Annotated in this window: 16 protein-coding genes; 6 read left to right on the top strand and 10 right to left on the bottom strand. The window is 61.7% G+C overall.

Annotated elements, in window-relative coordinates:
- Window positions 1-363: diguanylate cyclase (locus tag ENZ75_RS04580; RefSeq protein ID WP_128277926.1), on the top strand; the 363-nt coding region annotated here is incomplete at its 5' end.
- Between the two features lie 44 nt (window positions 364-407).
- Here ENZ75_RS04580 and ENZ75_RS04575 read toward each other — a convergent pair.
- From ENZ75_RS04575 to urtA, 6 genes are all read right to left on the bottom strand, one after another.
- Window positions 408-584, bottom strand: a complete 177-nt coding sequence (locus ENZ75_RS04575; RefSeq protein WP_013531844.1) for a hypothetical protein — start codon at window positions 582-584, stop codon at window positions 408-410.
- Window positions 585-853: 269 nt separating this feature from the next.
- Window positions 854-1,549 carry an urea ABC transporter ATP-binding subunit UrtE gene (gene urtE / locus ENZ75_RS04570; RefSeq protein ID WP_013531845.1) on the bottom strand — a complete coding sequence of 232 codons (696 nt, stop codon included), beginning with the start codon at window positions 1,547-1,549 and terminating at the stop codon, window positions 854-856.
- Window positions 1,550-1,618: 69 nt separating this feature from the next.
- Window positions 1,619-2,365 (bottom strand): urea ABC transporter ATP-binding protein UrtD, encoded by a 747-nt coding sequence (urtD, locus tag ENZ75_RS04565; RefSeq protein ID WP_013531846.1) that lies wholly within the window; start codon window positions 2,363-2,365, stop codon window positions 1,619-1,621.
- 6 nt (window positions 2,366-2,371) lie between these two features.
- The gene (gene urtC / locus ENZ75_RS04560) at window positions 2,372-3,604 is read right to left on the bottom strand and encodes an urea ABC transporter permease subunit UrtC (RefSeq protein WP_027161511.1); all 1,233 of its coding nucleotides are present in this window, start codon (window positions 3,602-3,604) and stop codon (window positions 2,372-2,374) included.
- The gene (urtB, locus tag ENZ75_RS04555) at window positions 3,601-5,214 is read right to left on the bottom strand and encodes an urea ABC transporter permease subunit UrtB (RefSeq protein ID WP_063167929.1); all 1,614 of its coding nucleotides are present in this window, start codon (window positions 5,212-5,214) and stop codon (window positions 3,601-3,603) included. Before urtB ends, urtC begins: the two co-directional genes overlap by 4 nt.
- 97 nt (window positions 5,215-5,311) lie before the next feature.
- Entirely contained in the window at window positions 5,312-6,622 is a 1,311-nt protein-coding gene (gene urtA / locus ENZ75_RS04550; protein WP_013531849.1) for an urea ABC transporter substrate-binding protein, read from the bottom strand.
- 312 nt (window positions 6,623-6,934) lie between these two features.
- On the opposite strand from urtA, the gene ENZ75_RS04545 reads away from it, so the two are divergent.
- A complete protein-coding gene (locus ENZ75_RS04545) occupies window positions 6,935-7,348 on the top strand; it encodes a hypothetical protein (protein WP_024503521.1) in 414 nt (137 codons plus the stop codon).
- A 65-nt stretch (window positions 7,349-7,413) separates the two neighbouring features.
- On the opposite strand, the gene ENZ75_RS04540 is transcribed toward ENZ75_RS04545, so the two are convergent.
- The 3 genes from ENZ75_RS04540 to ENZ75_RS04530 all read right to left on the bottom strand — a co-directional run bounded on the left by ENZ75_RS04540 (window position 7,414) and on the right by ENZ75_RS04530 (window position 10,039).
- Window positions 7,414-8,985, bottom strand: a complete 1,572-nt coding sequence (locus ENZ75_RS04540; protein ID WP_063167928.1) for a GMC family oxidoreductase — start codon at window positions 8,983-8,985, stop codon at window positions 7,414-7,416.
- 46 nt (window positions 8,986-9,031) lie between these two features.
- Complete coding sequence (locus tag ENZ75_RS04535; protein ID WP_063167927.1) at window positions 9,032-9,562, bottom strand: Twin-arginine translocation pathway signal; 531 nt, start codon at window positions 9,560-9,562, stop codon at window positions 9,032-9,034.
- Between the two features lie 81 nt (window positions 9,563-9,643).
- Entirely contained in the window at window positions 9,644-10,039 is a 396-nt protein-coding gene (locus tag ENZ75_RS04530) for a VOC family protein (protein WP_027161507.1), read from the bottom strand.
- 207 nt (window positions 10,040-10,246) lie between these two features.
- On the opposite strand from ENZ75_RS04530, the gene ENZ75_RS04525 reads away from it, so the two are divergent.
- Window positions 10,247-10,552 carry a ribbon-helix-helix domain-containing protein gene (locus ENZ75_RS04525; protein ID WP_063167926.1) on the top strand — a complete coding sequence of 102 codons (306 nt, stop codon included), beginning with the start codon at window positions 10,247-10,249 and terminating at the stop codon, window positions 10,550-10,552.
- Between the two features lie 10 nt (window positions 10,553-10,562).
- Here the strand turns inward: ENZ75_RS04525 and ENZ75_RS04520 are convergent, their stop codons facing one another.
- Complete coding sequence (locus tag ENZ75_RS04520) at window positions 10,563-11,000, bottom strand: VOC family protein (RefSeq protein WP_063167925.1); 438 nt, start codon at window positions 10,998-11,000, stop codon at window positions 10,563-10,565.
- 588 nt (window positions 11,001-11,588) lie between these two features.
- On the opposite strand from ENZ75_RS04520, the gene ENZ75_RS04515 reads away from it, so the two are divergent.
- From ENZ75_RS04515 to ENZ75_RS04505, 3 genes are all read left to right on the top strand, one after another.
- Window positions 11,589-12,215, top strand: coding sequence for a gluconate 2-dehydrogenase subunit 3 family protein (locus tag ENZ75_RS04515; protein ID WP_244514297.1), 627 nt, complete (start codon window positions 11,589-11,591; stop codon window positions 12,213-12,215).
- Between the two features lie 2 nt (window positions 12,216-12,217).
- Window positions 12,218-13,984, top strand: coding sequence for a GMC family oxidoreductase (locus ENZ75_RS04510; RefSeq protein WP_128277924.1), 1,767 nt, complete (start codon window positions 12,218-12,220; stop codon window positions 13,982-13,984).
- Window positions 13,981-14,982 (top strand): cytochrome c (locus ENZ75_RS04505; RefSeq protein ID WP_128277923.1); only part of this gene is annotated, 1,002 nt, incomplete at its 3' end. The genes ENZ75_RS04510 and ENZ75_RS04505, both read left to right, overlap by 4 nt.

Genomic DNA, 14,982 nt, shown 5'->3' with positions numbered 1-14,982 from the left:
GAATTCGGCCACGCCGCCGGTGATGAGGTGCTGAGGGTGTTTGCACGGGAACTCGCCAGCAATCGCCGCCCGGCCGACGTCGCCGCGCGCATGGGCGGCGAGGAGTTCGCGCTGGTGCTGAAGCGGACCTTGCCCGAAACGGTGGAGGCCACCGCCGAGGCCATACGGGCAGCTTTCGCCGCGCACCGCATCGAAACCGAGACAGGCTCGCTGATATGCACCGTCAGTGCCGGATTTGCTTTCGGCACCAAGGAAGGCCTCGGCTTCGACAAGGTGCTCAACGCCGCCGACAAGGCGCTCTACGACGCCAAGCGCGGAGGCCGTAACCGCGTCACCGCATCTCCGTTCAGGCGCGCAAGCTAATCGCGCAACACCGGCCTCTGATCGTGGGGAGACGAATGCGGCTCCTAGGCCGCCATGACAATCTCATTGAAGGTATCGAGATCGACATAGAAGACCTTGGTGATCTCCTCGATCAGATCGTCGTAGTCGCAGCCCTGTGATCTCAAGATATTGATGGCAGCGATGATGTCGACGCGTTCGGTAAGCCGCCGCTTCTGGTAATCCTCGACGTAACGTTCCATGGCTGTCCCTTAGCCTGTGTGCCCAAACGCGTTTGAACGACAGAGATCGCAGGAGGGAAGCTAGGCAGCCTTGCTTGCGTGAAACTTGCCCGGCATTGGCCGTGGTCCTCGATCTGCGATAACCAGACTGATACGGAAGCGGCCGACTCACAAAGCCATGGAAAAGACTAGCACGCGATATTGAGCGTGCCAGAGACGCAGGTGATCGGATGGAGAAATATTGGACTTGGCAAGAACTTCGGATCGCCAACTGAAGTTCACCGCCAATGCTAGACGGTAAGGAACTTCCGCACATCAGCCCGGTCTAAATCTTCAGCCGGGCCGGTATGGACGATCACGCCCCGGTCCATGATGTTGACCTCGTCGGCGAGCTCGCGGCAGAAATCGAGATATTGTTCGACCAAAAGCACGGCGATGCCCGCCTGGTCGCGTAGATAGCGGATGGCGCGGCCGATGTCCTTAATGATCGACGGCTGTATGCCCTCGGTCGGTTCATCGAGCACGAGCAGTTTCGGCCGCATCACCAGCGCCCGCCCGATGGCGAGCTGTTGCTGCTGGCCGCCGGAAAGATCGCCGCCGCGACGGCCGAGCATCTGCTTCAGCACAGGGAACAATTCGAAGACATGCGCCGGAATGTTGCGGTCGGCTCGCCTCAGCGGCGCAAAGCCTGATTCCAGGTTCTCCCGCACGGTGAGCAGCGGAAAGACCTCCCTGCCCTGCGGTACGAATGCGATGCCCGACCGGGCGCGGTCATACGCCGCGCTCCGGTCGAGCGCCTTCCCCTCGAAGGCAACGCTTCCGCTCGTCAGCCGGTGGTGGCCGACGATCGATCTCATCAAACTGGTCTTACCGACGCCGTTGCGGCCGAGCACGCAGGTGATCTTGCCGGCGCCCGCCTTCAGCGATACGCCGCGCAGCGCCTGGGCGGCGCCGTAGTGCAGCGTGGCATTGGAAACTTCGAGCATGTCAGCGCCGTCTCCAGAACCTGAGAAACGACAGATCGAAGTGATGGAACTGAACCCGCCAGACCATGCTCATCTCCCCAGATAGACTTCGACGACACGCTCGTCGGCCGACACGAAATCGAGTGTGCCTTCCGAGAGCACCGAGCCCTCGTGCAGGCAGGTGACCTTGACGCCGAGCTCGCGCACGAAATGCATGTCGTGCTCGACGACGATGACCGAATGGTCGCGGGCGATATCCTTGAGCAGCCGCGCGGTTTCCTCGGTCTCGGCATCGGTCATGCCGGCGACCGGCTCGTCAACCAGAAGCAGTTTCGGGTCCTGCGCCAAGAGCATGCCGATCTCCAGCCACTGCTTTTGCCCATGGCTGAGATTGGCCGCCAGTTCGTCACGCTTGTCGCCAAGCCGGATGATGCCGAGGATGTCATCAATCTGCCGCGTCTCGGCGGCCGAGCGGCGGTGAAACAGCGCCGGGAAGATCGAGCGAGGACCCTTCAGCGCCAGCATCAGGTTTTCCTCGATCGTGTGGCTTTCGAAGACGGTCGGCTTCTGAAATTTACGGCCAATGCCCATCATTGCGATCTCGGCCTCGTCGTGCTTGGTCAGATCGACTTGGCCGTCGAAGAACACTTCGCCCTCGTCGGGCCGCGTCTTGCCGGTGACGATGTCCATCATCGTCGTCTTGCCGGCGCCGTTGGGGCCGATGATGGCGCGCATCTCGCCCTTGTCGAGCACCAGCGACAGATTGTTGATGGCGCGAAAGCCGTCGAAGGAGACCGAGACGCCGTCGAGATAAAGGATCGTGTTCGACTTTGACATGGTCGCTCACTCCGCCGGCTGTGGTTCGGGGTTGCTGGCGGACCAGTCACCTGGCTTTCTTGCTTCACTGCGAACGATTTTCGCCGGCGGCGAGACATCGGCATCGGTGCCGGCTTCCTCGGCAATCGAAGCAGCTCGCAACGCCTTGGCGTTGCCGCGCCAGCTGTCCCACATGCCGATGATGCCCTTGGGCAGCAAAAGCGTGACGGCGACGAATAGTCCACCCAGTGCAAACAGCCAGAACTCCGGCAGTACGCCGGTGAACCAGGATTTTCCGGCATTGACCAGCAACGCACCGATGATCGGCCCGACAATGGTGCCGCGCCCGCCGACAGCCGCCCAGACGACGACTTCAATCGAATTGGCCGGCTCGAATTCACCCGGATTGATGATGCCGACCTGCGGCACGTAGAGCGCGCCGGCTATGCCGGCCATGACGGCCGAGACGGTGAAGGCGAACAGTTTCACGTTCTCCGCCCGCCAGCCGAGGAAGCGCGTGCGGCTCTCGGCATCGCGTACCGCCATCAAGAGCTTGCCGTATTTTGAGCCGACGATCGCCCAGGTGACGAAGACGGCAAGTGCCAGCATCACCGCGCTGGCGGCAAACAGCGCCGAGCGCGTCGCGTCGGCCTGCACGTTGAAGCCCAGAATATCCTTGAAATCGGTCAGGCCGTTGTTGCCGCCGAACCCCATGTCGTTGCGGAAAAAGGCAAGCAGCAGCGCATACGTCATCGCCTGGGTAATGATGGAGAGATAAACGCCGGTGACGCGGCTGCGGAAGGCGAACCAGCCGAAGACGAAAGCCAGCAGGCCAGGCACCGCGAGCACCATGAGGCCGGCGAACCAGAAATGGTCGAAGCCATACCAGAACCATGGCAGTTCCTTGTAGTTCAGGAACACCATGAAGTCGGGCAAGACGGGATTGCCATAGACGCCGCGCGAGCCGATCTGGCGCATCAGATACATGCCCATTGCATAGCCGCCGAGCGCGAAGAAGGCGCCGTGGCCGAGCGAAAGGATGCCGCAATAGCCCCAGACCAGGTCGAGCGCCAAGGCAAGCAGCGCATAGCAGAGATATTTGCCGGTCAGCGCGACGATGTAGGATGGGATGTAGAAGGCGCTGGTAGGAGACACCGCAAGGTTGAGCAACGGCACGATGACGGCCACCGCCAGCAGGATGGAGATCGTAATGGCGATGCGGCGGTCCGCGCCGGCGGCAAAGAAGCGTCCCGTGATCATGCTTCCACCGCCCTCCCCTTGAGCGCGAACAGGCCGCGCGGGCGTTTCTGGATGAACAGGATGATCAGCACCAGCACGACGATCTTGCCGAGCACCGCGCCCGCATAAGGCTCGAGGAACTTGTTGACGATGCCGAGCGAGAAGGCGCCGACCAGCGTGCCCCACAGATTGCCGACGCCGCCGAAGACAACGACCATGAAGCTGTCGATGATGTACCCGCGGCCGAGATTGGGCGAGACGTTGTCGATCTGGCTCAGCGCGACGCCGGCAATGCCGGCAATGCCGGAGCCGAGCGCGAAGGTCAGCGCGTCGACCCACGGCGTCCTGATGCCCATCGAGGCAGCCATGCGCCGGTTGGCGGTGACGGCGCGCATCTGCAGGCCCCAGGGCGTGCGCTTCATCACGTAGAGCAGGATGCCGAAGACAGCGAGCGCGAAAACCAGGATCCACAGGCGGTTCCAGGTGATCGCCAACTGTCCGACATTGAACGAGCCCGACATCCAGGATGGGTTGCCGACCTCCTGGTTGGTCGGCCCGAAGATTGAGCGCACGGCCTGTTGCAGGATCAGCGAGACGCCCCATGTCGCCAGCAGTGTTTCAAGCGGCCGGCCATAGAGGAAGCGGATGACGCCGCGCTCGATGATCAGGCCAACCAGAGCGGCGACGAGAAAGGCCAGCGGCAGTGCGATGACCAGCGACCAGTCGAACAGGTCAGGGAAGGATGTACGGATCACCTGCTGGACGACGAAGGTCGTGTAGGCGCCGAGCATGACCATCTCGCCATGCGCCATGTTGATGACGCCCATGACGCCGAAGGTGATGGCGAGGCCGATTGCCGCCAGCAGCAGCACCGAGCCCAGCGAGATGCCGTACCAGATGTTCTGCCCGGCATCCCAAAAGGCCAGCGTCGAATTGATGTTGGCGATCGCGGCTGTCGCCGCTTGCCTGACCGCGTCGGTGGAATTCGCCTCGACCGAGGTGAGCAGGGAAACCGCATCGCGGTCGCCGCGCGCGCCGATCAGCGCGATGGCAGTGAGCTTCTCGGCATCCGGCCGGTCGGAGACCAGAACGGAGGCCGCACGGGCCTGTTCGAGCAGAGCCTTGACGCTGGCCACGGCCTCACCGGCGATCGCCGTATCGAGGGGGGCGATATTTGCGGCGTCAGGTGTCTTGAACATGGTGTCGGCGGCGGCGATGCGGACAGCCGGATCCTTGGCGCCGAGCGTCAGAGTGCCCAACGCATCGCGGATGACGCGACGCAGCGTGTTGTTGACCTTGATCTTGGTGATGCCGTCCTTGGCCGCCTCACCCGATGCCTCCCCGCTCAACGGGTCGGAAAGCTGGACGCTCTCGCCCGCTTCCTTGCCGACAAACACCAGGGAATCGGCCTTGCGGACATAGAGGTTGCCGTCGGCAAGTGCCGCAAGCGGCCGCTCCACCGCCGGGTCGCCAGCGGCTGCCAGTTCGTGGACGACGGCTCCGATCTCGGAAAAGCCCTTGGCCGTGGCGAATTTGGCGATGATGCCGCGCAGATCGGTTTCGCCAGCGCCCGATGACGACAGTGTCGCCAGCAGGAACAACAGCATCAAACCCGTGCGGATTAAGGTCATTGGTTTCTGGTAACCCCTGAAGGTTGAAGTGGGCGTCCGGACGGCGGAGGAAGCCGTCCGGACGCGCGCGGTCTGACTGGGTCAGCCCTGGGAGGGATCAGTTCGTGCCCTTGCCGCCGCACTTGCCGGTGGCAACATTAAAGTTGCCGCAGGACAGAGGCGCGCGCCAATCCGAGATCAGGTCCTTGGAATCAGGCAGATAGTCGGACCATTCGTCGCCCATCACCAGGCCCGGCGTGCGCGACACGGTCTCGAACTGGCCGTCGGCCTGGATTTCGCCGATCAGCACCGGCTTGGTGATGTGGTGGTTCGGCATCATCGTCGAATAGCCGCCGGTCAGGTTCGGCACCGACACGCCGATCATGGCGTCGATGACCTTGTCCGGATCGGTGGTGCCGGCCTTCTCGACCGCCTTCACCCACATGTTGAAGCCGATATAATGGGCCTCCATCGGGTCGTTGGTGGTGCGCTTGTCGTTCTTGATGAACTTGTGCCAGTCGGCGATGAACTTCTTGTTCTCGGGCGTATCGATGCTCTCGAAATAGTTCCAGGCGGCGAGATGGCCGACCAGCGGCGCGGTGTCGAGACCTGCAAGCTCTTCCTCGCCGACCGAGAAGGCCATGACCGGAATGTCCTCGGCCTTGATGCCCTGGTTGCCGAGTTCCTTGTAGAACGGCACGTTGGCGTCGCCGTTGACGGTGGAGACGACGGCGGTCTTCTTGCCGGCCGAACCGAACTTCTTGATCGCCGAAACCTCGGTCTGCCAGTCGGAGAAGCCGAACGGCGTGTAATTGACCATGATGTCTTCAGCCGCCACGCCCTTGGCCTTCAGATAGGCCTCGAGGATCTTGTTGGTGGTGCGCGGATAGACGTAGTCGGTGCCTTCCAGCACCCAGCGCTTAACCGAACCGCCGTCCTCGCTCATCAGATAGTCGACCGCCGGGATCGCCTGCTGGTTCGGCGCCGCACCCGTGTAGAACACGTTGCGCTCGCTCTCCTCGCCCTCATACTGGACCGGATAGAACAGGATGTTGTCGAGTTCGGAGAACACCGGCAGCACCGATTTGCGCGACACCGAGGTCCAGCAGCCGAACACCGCCGCAACCTTGTCCTTGGAGATCAGTTCGCGCGCCTTTTCGGCAAACAGCGGCCAGTTGGAAGCCGGATCGACGACCACCGCCTCGAGCTTCTTGCCGAGCAGGCCGCCCTTGGCGTTCTGCTCGTCGATGAGCATCAGCATGGCGTCCTTCAGTGTCGTCTCCGAAATCGCCATGGTCCCCGAGAGCGAATGGAGAATGCCGACCTTGATCGTGTCGTCGGCGGCCTTGGCCGGAGCCGACATCAACAGGCCGGCGGCGACCGCACCAGCCGAAAACATTTTTGTTATTGTCGAGAAATTACCCCTCATATTACGGACTCCCAAGCTAGTTGATTGCACCGCAACACTACAATGCAACCCCCATGCCAACCGCTCCAGCGATCCCGAAAGGGTACAAATAGTTCATAGATATCAGCGCTTTGGAACATAGGGCTTCCAAAACAAAGAGAGCCGGCCAGAAATCGATTGAGGGAAATTTGCGCAGCTTACACAGTTTTTGCCTAATTTTCGCTCATTCTCCCAGACTGCCTAGATTTTGATCTGAATAGCGGCGCCTTGGGCGACCGATGTTGCGGCGCGGTGCAAAAATAGGGCAAGCTCGCTCTTCAAACGAGCGACGTCATGATTTCAGGGATTTCACGCTTTTTCATCGGCATACTGCTTCTGGCCGCAGCAACCGGAGCCGCGCGAGCCGATTTCAGCGATGGCAAGATGCCTGACGGCACCTATCATTGCGAAGTGTACCTGCTTGGCATGTTCCTCAGCCTCGGCGACATCACCATCAAGGGGAACGTCTACAGCGGCCCTGTCTACACCAGCCTCGGCGGCTTCGGCCCCGCTCAGCAAGGGTACAACTACCAAATGGATGCGAACGGCGTGATTTCCTGGCTGGGACCACTGGGCGGCTACACCGCCGGCGGCAACTCGCTGTCGCTGACCCAGGCGACGCTTGACGGCGAAACCGTGCCCTCCTTCGACATCATCATGAAGCAACCCGACGGCGCCTTCACCGCATCGACCTGCACCAAGCAATAAGGGTGGCAAGAAAAAGGCGCGGAACCTTGCGGGTTCCGCGCCAGCAGTCCGTCGGGAGGATGTGACTAGATCGTCTTTGCCGACATCTGCGCGGCGATGTAGTCGGCCTGGCGGATCGCCAGCGACACGATCGTCAGGGTCGGGTTTTCGGCGGCCCCGGTGGTGAACTGGCTGCCGTCCGACACGAACAGGTTCTTGATGTCGTGCGCCTGGCCGTGCTTGTTGACGACGCCGTCTTCCGCTTTCTCGCTCATCCGATTGGTGCCGAGATTGTGGGTCGAGGGATAGGGCGGCGTCGGGAAGGTGCGGGTGGCGCCGACCGCATCGTAAAGTGCCGTAGCCTGTTTGTAGGCGTGGTTACGCATCGCCGTGTCGTTCGGATGGTCGTCGAAATGCACGTCGGCGATCGGCATGCCGTGTGCGTCCTTCTCGTCTGCATGCAGCGTGATGCGGTTCTCCGCGCGCGGCATGTCCTCACCGACGATCCACAGGCCGGCCATGTGGTCGTAGTGATCGAGTGCGGTGGTGAACGAGCGCCCCCAGGCGCCCGGATCGAGGAATGCGGCCATGAACGGCAGGCCGAGCGACAGCGTCTCGAACTCGTAGCCGCCCACGAACCCACGCGACGGATCATGCCGCGCCTCGTCGCGGATGATGCCGGCCATGGTGGTGCCGCGATACATATGCACCGGCCTGTCGAAGATGGCATAGACCGAGCCGGTGGTGTGGCGCATGTAGTTCTTGCCGACCTGGCCCGACGAGTTGGCAAGCCCATCGGGGAATTTTCCCGACGCCGAATTGAGCAGCAGCCTTGGGCTCTCGATCGAGTTGCCGGCAACCGCGACGATGCGCGCCTTCTGCTCCTGCAGCTTGCCGTCCTTGTCGGCGTAGACGACGCCGGTCACCTTTCCGCTGGCGTCGTGGTTGATCTTGATCGCCATGGCATTCGGCCTGACTTCGAGATGGCCTGTCGCCTCGCCCTTGGGGATCTCGGTGTAGAGCGTCGACCATTTGGCGCCCCATTTACAGCCCTGGAAGCAGAAGCCGGTTTGCTGGCAGGAATTACGATCGTCGCGATCGACCGAGTTGATGGCCATGTTGCCGGTGTGGCATTCCTTGTAGCCGAGCTCGTCGGCGCCGGCCTTCAACACCTTGAAATTGTTGTTGCCCGGCAGCCGCGGCCAGTCATTGGTGCCGGTGACGCCCATCTTGGCCTCGGCCTTGGCGTAGTAGGGCTCCATCTCGGCCAGCGTGATCGGCCAATCGAGCAGGTTGGCGCCTTCCAGTTTGCCATAGGTCGAGAGCGTCTTGAACTCGTGCTCCTGGAAGCGCAGCGAGGCTCCCGCCCAATGCGTGGTCGAACCGCCGACCGACTTGACGATCCAGGCCGGCAGGTTCGGAAAATCCTTTGCCACGCGCCAGTCGCCGGACGTGGTGCGCTTGTCGGTCCAGGCGAGCTGGGCGAACGAACCCCACTCGTCATTGACGAAATCCTCGTATTCGTGGCGCGCGCCGGCTTCCAGGATGACGACGTCGACACCCTTCTGGGCAAGTTCGTTGCCGAGCGTGCCGCCGCCGGCGCCCGAACCGATGATGACGACCACGCCGTCGTTGTTCAGATCAAATGAAGCTGCCATGGTTTCCTCCCATGATTTCTGTTTGCGGGTTCAGGAACGACGGAGCTCAGAGCCACTCGATGTCGTCGAAACCGCGCGCGATGTAGCCGCCCTTGGAATAGGACTCGCCCTCGTAGCCGAAGATCGGCCACACCTCTTTCTGGTTGTAGAGGCCGACCACAAGGCCGCCTCTGATGGCCTGGAAAAACGGCGTCGCCTCGATCTGCTTCAGCACGCCGACGCGCTGGTCCTCCCAGCCGAGGCCGCGATAGCCGCCGCCACCGGATTTCTTGTCGAGGTCGGCGATGCCATCCTCGAGCATCGCCTTGTAGGCGGCGTCCTTGCCGGCCTGCTCGTCATGACCTTTCACGGCAATGGCGTAGTATTTGTCCGGCACCTGATCGTGCGGATAGATGTCACGCGCCATCTGGATCAGCGTCGCCATGGTTTCGGGCTTGAGTGCCGATGTCTCGAGCCCCCAGGCATGTTCAGGGCTGATGACGGCGCTACCGGAGATGACGAGCAGCGCCCCGATGCCGCCGCGTTTGAGAAGCTCACGACGGGAAAGCCCGGGCTTCGCGTCATAGATCGTGACCATTTTATTCCTCCCTGCTTGCTATGTGCACTGTTGAGAGTGCGTTTGCTGGCGCCGCACCTGCCGGCGCGACTGCTATGTCTCCTATTGGAAGCGACCTCCGCGCTGCAGAACCTCGATCTTGTAGCCGTCGGGGTCCTCGATGAAGAAAAAGCGGGCGATCAGCGATCCGTCGCGGTTGAACTCGACGATCTTCTTCGGATTCAGGCCAAGCGCACCGAGACGGTCATGTTCGCTGTCGAGGTCGGCGACGGAGACAGCGAAGTGACCGTAGCCGTCGCCGAGCCCGTAAGCTTCCTGCCGATCCTTGTTCACGGTCAGTTCGAGCTCGAACCCTGCCTCGGCATTGCTGAGGTAAAGGAGCGTGAACGTCTCGAAATCCAGCCTGTCGGCGACATTGAGCCCGAAGGCGTTTCTGTAGAAATCGACCGATCGGGTCTCGTCGAGAACCCGGATCATACTGTGGATCGCCTTGGCCAAATTAGTCTCCGCGCTGGTGTGGAGGCGATTATGCGCGGCGCGGACAAAAGGTGGTGGCAGCCGGTTACCACGCCCGCAGCCGCGAACGGGACGAAAGTCCGATTGCCGGACCGGCAATTTTGCCCGAGAATACGTGTGGGGACAGGTCAAGCAGTATCAAACTGCACGCCGTCCACCCAAGACCAACAATCATGGGAGGTTTGTCGGATGTGCAGGGTGTTTGCGGGCCAGGACCCCGAAGGCTATCGCCAGATCAACCGCTCGATTCGCATCGACGGTCACTCGACCAGCATCCAGCTCGAAGCGACGTTCTGGGCGTTGCTTGACGAGATCGCCGAAAACCAGAACCTGACGACGCCGAAATTCATCTCCAAGCTCTATGACGAAGCCATAGAGATCAACGGCGCCATCCCGAACTTTGCGTCGATGCTGCGCACCACCTGCGCGCTCTATCTGCGCGGCCATCGGCCGGGGATGGATGAGCAGATGGTGCCGAAGCGGCAGGCCGCTTAGCGCATTGCGCTCAGCTTAGTTCTTGCGCGAGCCCTATGAGAAGCCCTCCGGGCCCTCGAATGTAGCAGAGCCGATACACGTCTCTATACTGGACAACTTCGCCTTCGAGCCGCGCACCGCGATTGCGGAGCCTTTCAAGCGTCCCCTCAATGTCGTCCACGGCGAACATGACGCGGAGGTAGCCGAGGGCGTTAACCGGGGCGTTGCGGTGATCCGAGACGGCAGGCGGCGTGAGGAAGCGGGACAGTTCGAGCCGGCTGTGGCCGTCCGGCGTCCGCATCATGGCAATCTCGACGCGTTGATCGCCCAGTCCAGTGACACGTCCGGCCCATTCTCCTTCGATCGTGGCCCGCCCTTCGAGCTCAAGGCCGAGCTCGCCAAAGAAACCAATCGTCTCTTCGAGGTCATCGACGACGATTCCTATGTTGTCCATCCGTTTGAGCGCCATGTGTTCAGTCTACAAGGCGTCGTCCAGGTCGTAAACTCATTAGGCTGCTTGCCAGCTGAGCAGGTATGATCAAGGGGTCCGGAACGCCTCGTGATACGTCGCGGTGGCGCCCTGGTGTCGACCACTACCTCGAACGCCAGCCGGTCTGTGGCTGTCCCTGATTCATGCCTGATGGCACGATGCTGTTTCTATCGGTCCAGTATCCGGCCGCGTATGCCAGGACGCTCTGCAAGAGGCGACGCTGCAGCCCAAGTTCCGGGCGAAAACCGGCTTCCAACAGCACAAGCAGACCTGATCGACAGTAGACCAAACCCTCGCTAACGATTTTGTGATGTGGTTGACGAGGTCATTTTCATCTCGCAGTCTATCGGCATTCGATCTGCGGCTTAACCTAACTATCGTTGTCATGAATACTTGGGAATCACTTCCCAAGCGTGCTCTCTTATTTTTGAGATTCCTAATATGAACCGTCGCAACCCTGTCCGAATGAATCGGCGTCTTTTCCTGTCCTCGGTCGCAATGTTTACGGCAACCGCGACATCGGCCGGTTTTGCGCGATCGTTCTCGGGCACTTTGCCCTGGACGCCAATGACATCCGATCCACCGACGCAGGTCGTGGCAGGCGGCTGGCACTTTTTCTCGGCCCAGGAAGCAGCTCTAGTCGAGGCGATCGTCGACCGCATCATTCCGGCCGACGAGCTCAGCATGGGCGGCAAGGAAGCCGGTTGCGCCGTCTATATCGACAGGCAGTTGATGGGGGCGTTCGGTGCGTCGAGCCGGCTTTACACGCAAGGCCCGTTTCTGCCTGGACTGCCCACCCAGGGCTATCAGGGCGAGGCCAATCCGGCGCAGCGTTACCGCACCGGGCTTGCCGCCATCGACGCTTTCCTGAAACAGCGGGACGGCAAGACATTCGTCGAGCTCGCACCGGCCGAACAGGATGCCTTCCTGACGGCTATGGAGGCCGGGAAGGTCGACCTGCCCAATGGCGTCAAGGGGCCGGGTTTCTTCGGGCTTCTGCTGCAGAACACCATGGAGGGGTTCTTTGCCGACCCCGTCTATGGCGGCAACAAGGACATGGTCTCGTGGCGCATGCTTGGTTTTCCAGGCGCCCGCTACGACTACCGCGACCATGTCAGCAAACACAATCAGCCATATCCGCAGCCGCCTGTCTCGATCATCGGGCGCCCCGAATGGCTCGGCAAAGGCGCCTGATCATGACCAAGATACTGCCTCGCAAAGACGTCGTGATCGTCGGCCTCGGCTGGACGGGATCCATTCTGGCCCACGAATTGACCGATCAGGGCCTGGACGTGGTGGCTATAGAACGCGGCCCCTGGCGCGATACGGCAACCGATTTCAACATCGGCTACGCGCAGGATGAGTTGCGCTACAGCATCCGGCGCGACCTCTTCCTGCAGCCCGCCGTGGAAACCATGACGGTGCGCAACGACCCATCGCAGAAGGCGCTGCCGATGCGCGATTTCGGCTCCTTCCTCCCCGGCAACGGCGTCGGCGGCGCCGGCGTCCACTGGAACGGCCACACCTGGCGGTTCTGGGATTCAGACTTTCAGATAAAGACCAATCTGACCAAGAAATATGGTGCATCGAGAATCGCCGATCTCCAGGTCGAGGACTGGGGCGTGACCGGCGCGGAGATGGAGCCCTATTACGACCAGTTCGAGTATCTGGCAGGCATCTCGGGCAAGGCCGGCAATATCAAGGGGCAGTTGCAGGAAGGCGGCAATCCGTTCGAGGATCCAAGGTCGCGGGATTATCCGACCCCGCCGATGCAGATGACCTACGCGCCAACCCTGTTCGCCGAGGTCGGCCGGTCGATCGGCCTGCATCCCTTCCCGACCCCATCCGCCAACATGTCGCGGGCCTATGTCAACCCGCTCGGCATCGCCATGGGTCAATGCACCTATTGCGGATTCTGCGAACGCTTCGGCTGTGCCAACTATTCGAAGTCGAGCGCCCAGACCACCGTCCTTCCGGTGCTGATGAAGAAGTCCAATTTCGAAGTCCGCACCGACAGCGAGGTACTGCATGTCGATCTGGCTCCCGGAGGCAAGTCGGCGCGCGGCGTGACCTACGTCGATACCTCAGGCGAGGAGTACTTCCAGCCGGCCGATCTGGTGCTGCTGTGCGCCTACGGCCTGCACAATGCCCGGCTGATGATGCTGTCCGGCATCGGCAAGATCTACGACCCCGGCAGCGGCGAAGGAACGGTTGGGCGCAATTACTGCTACCAGACAAACGCCGGCGTGCAGGTGTTCTTCGACGACAAGAACTTCAACCCGTTCATCGCCGCAGGCGCGCTCGGCCAGACGATCGACGATTACAATGGTGACGCGTTCGACCACGGCGCGCTGGACTTCGTCGGCGGTGCGGGCATCAACTGCATTCCCACCAACGGGCGCCCGATCGGAACCAGGCCGACCCTGCCCGGCACGCCGAAATGGGGCAGCGCCTGGAAGAAGGCAACGGTCGAGGGCTACAAGAGCACGCTTGGCTACTCGTCCCAGGGAAGCAGCTACGCGACGCGCAACAACTACCTCGACCTCGACCCGACCTACAAGGACCGTTTCGGGCGGCCGCTGATGCGCATGACGTTCGATTTTCCCGACAACGACATCCGCATGTCGAACTATGTCTGCGACCGGATGGAGGAAATTGCCAAGGCGCTCGGCGGAAAGCAGTACGCCGTCAGCCGCCGCAAGAAAGGCTGGGACAGCGTCCCCTACCAGAGCACCCACAATACGGGCGGCGCCATCATGGGAACGGACCCGAAGAAGAGCGCGGTCAACACCTTCCTCCAGAGTTGGGACGTCCCCAACGTCTTTGTCATCGGTGCGTCGGCCTTCCCGCAGAATGCCGGCAAAAATCCGACAGGAACGGTCGGCGCGCTCGCTTTCCGCGCCGCCGATGCCATCCGCAATCAATATCTGCGCAATCCCGGTGCACCCCTGGTGCAGGCATGAACAAGCTCGTTCTCACGCTCGCCATCGGTGCTGCGGCCCTCACTGGCGGCCCGGCATGGAGTGCCGACCAGGCGGACCAGATCATACGTGGACAGTATCAGGCGGTGCTCGGCGACTGTGCAGGCTGTCATACGCGAGCCGAGGGCAAACCGCTGGCCGGCGGCCTGCCGCTCGAAACGCCGTTCGGCGCGCTTGTGCCGCCCAACATAACGCCTGACCGCGAGACGGGCATCGGCAGTTGGTCGGAAGCCGACTTCCGCAGCATGATGAAGTCAGGCATCGGCCACAATGGTGTGCGGCTCTACCCCGCAATGCCCTACCCCGCCTATACCAGGATGAACGATCGGGACATTTCCGACTTGTGGGCCTATCTGACGACGGTTCAACCGGTATCGAACAAGGTCGAAGCCAATCAGCTGCCGTTCCCGTTGAACATCCGGCTGGCGATGCTGGGCTGGAATGCCCTCAACTTCACCGAAGCAAGCTTTCAGCCGGATCCCTCCAAGTCGGCGGAGTGGAATCGCGGCGCTTATATCGTCCAGGGAGCGGGCCATTGCGGCACCTGCCACTCGCCCAAATCTTTCCTTGGCGCCGATAAGGACAGCGAGTTCCTGCAAGGTGCCTCCCTGCAGGGCTGGTTTGCCCCCGACATCACCAACAATGCGCAATCGGGCCTGGGCAAATGGTCGGAAGAGGATCTGGTGAAATACCTCAAGACCGGCGTCAATGCGCATTCGATTGCCTCCGGTCCGATGGCGGAGGCCATCGAGAACTCCACGTCGAAAATGACCGATCCCGATCTCAAGGCGGTTGCAGTCTACCTCAAGAGCCTGGGCTCGGATGTCGACAGCGCCCAACCGGCAAAGCCTGACGCAACACGGATGACCGCGGGCGAGGCAATCTATCGCGACAATTGCTCGGCCTGCCATGGTGGAGATGGTGCCGGGTCAGGCGCGCTTTTCCCTTCCCTTGCCGGCAATTCGATCGTCGCGCAGGGC

Origin of the sequence: Mesorhizobium sp. M7A.F.Ca.CA.002.04.1.1 (assembly GCF_004022805.1) — a bacterium.
Taxonomy (GTDB): Bacteria; Pseudomonadota; Alphaproteobacteria; order Rhizobiales; family Rhizobiaceae; genus Mesorhizobium; species Mesorhizobium ciceri.
Note: the sequence above shows the minus strand (reverse complement) of the source record. Positions and strands in the feature narration are given on the sequence as shown.

Bases quoted from the DNA above. Each gene is read 5' to 3' on its own strand.
- ENZ75_RS04575 (WP_013531844.1), bottom strand. From the start codon at position 584: ATGGAACGTTACGTCGAGGATTACCAGAAGCGGCGGCTTACCGAACGC.
- urtE (WP_013531845.1), bottom strand. From the start codon at position 1,549: ATGCTCGAAGTTTCCAATGCCACGCTGCACTACGGCGCCGCCCAGGCG.
- urtD (WP_013531846.1), bottom strand. From the start codon at position 2,365: ATGTCAAAGTCGAACACGATCCTTTATCTCGACGGCGTCTCGGTCTCC.
- urtC (WP_027161511.1), bottom strand. From the start codon at position 3,604: ATGATCACGGGACGCTTCTTTGCCGCCGGCGCGGACCGCCGCATCGCC.
- urtB (WP_063167929.1), bottom strand. From the start codon at position 5,214: ATGACCTTAATCCGCACGGGTTTGATGCTGTTGTTCCTGCTGGCGACA.
- urtA (WP_013531849.1), bottom strand. From the start codon at position 6,622: ATGAGGGGTAATTTCTCGACAATAACAAAAATGTTTTCGGCTGGTGCG.
- ENZ75_RS04545 (WP_024503521.1), top strand. From the start codon at position 6,935: ATGATTTCAGGGATTTCACGCTTTTTCATCGGCATACTGCTTCTGGCC.
- ENZ75_RS04540 (WP_063167928.1), bottom strand. From the start codon at position 8,985: ATGGCAGCTTCATTTGATCTGAACAACGACGGCGTGGTCGTCATCATC.
- ENZ75_RS04535 (WP_063167927.1), bottom strand. From the start codon at position 9,562: ATGGTCACGATCTATGACGCGAAGCCCGGGCTTTCCCGTCGTGAGCTT.
- ENZ75_RS04525 (WP_063167926.1), top strand. From the start codon at position 10,247: ATGTGCAGGGTGTTTGCGGGCCAGGACCCCGAAGGCTATCGCCAGATC.
- ENZ75_RS04520 (WP_063167925.1), bottom strand. From the start codon at position 11,000: ATGGCGCTCAAACGGATGGACAACATAGGAATCGTCGTCGATGACCTC.
- ENZ75_RS04515 (WP_244514297.1), top strand. From the start codon at position 11,589: ATGACATCCGATCCACCGACGCAGGTCGTGGCAGGCGGCTGGCACTTT.
- ENZ75_RS04510 (WP_128277924.1), top strand. From the start codon at position 12,218: ATGACCAAGATACTGCCTCGCAAAGACGTCGTGATCGTCGGCCTCGGC.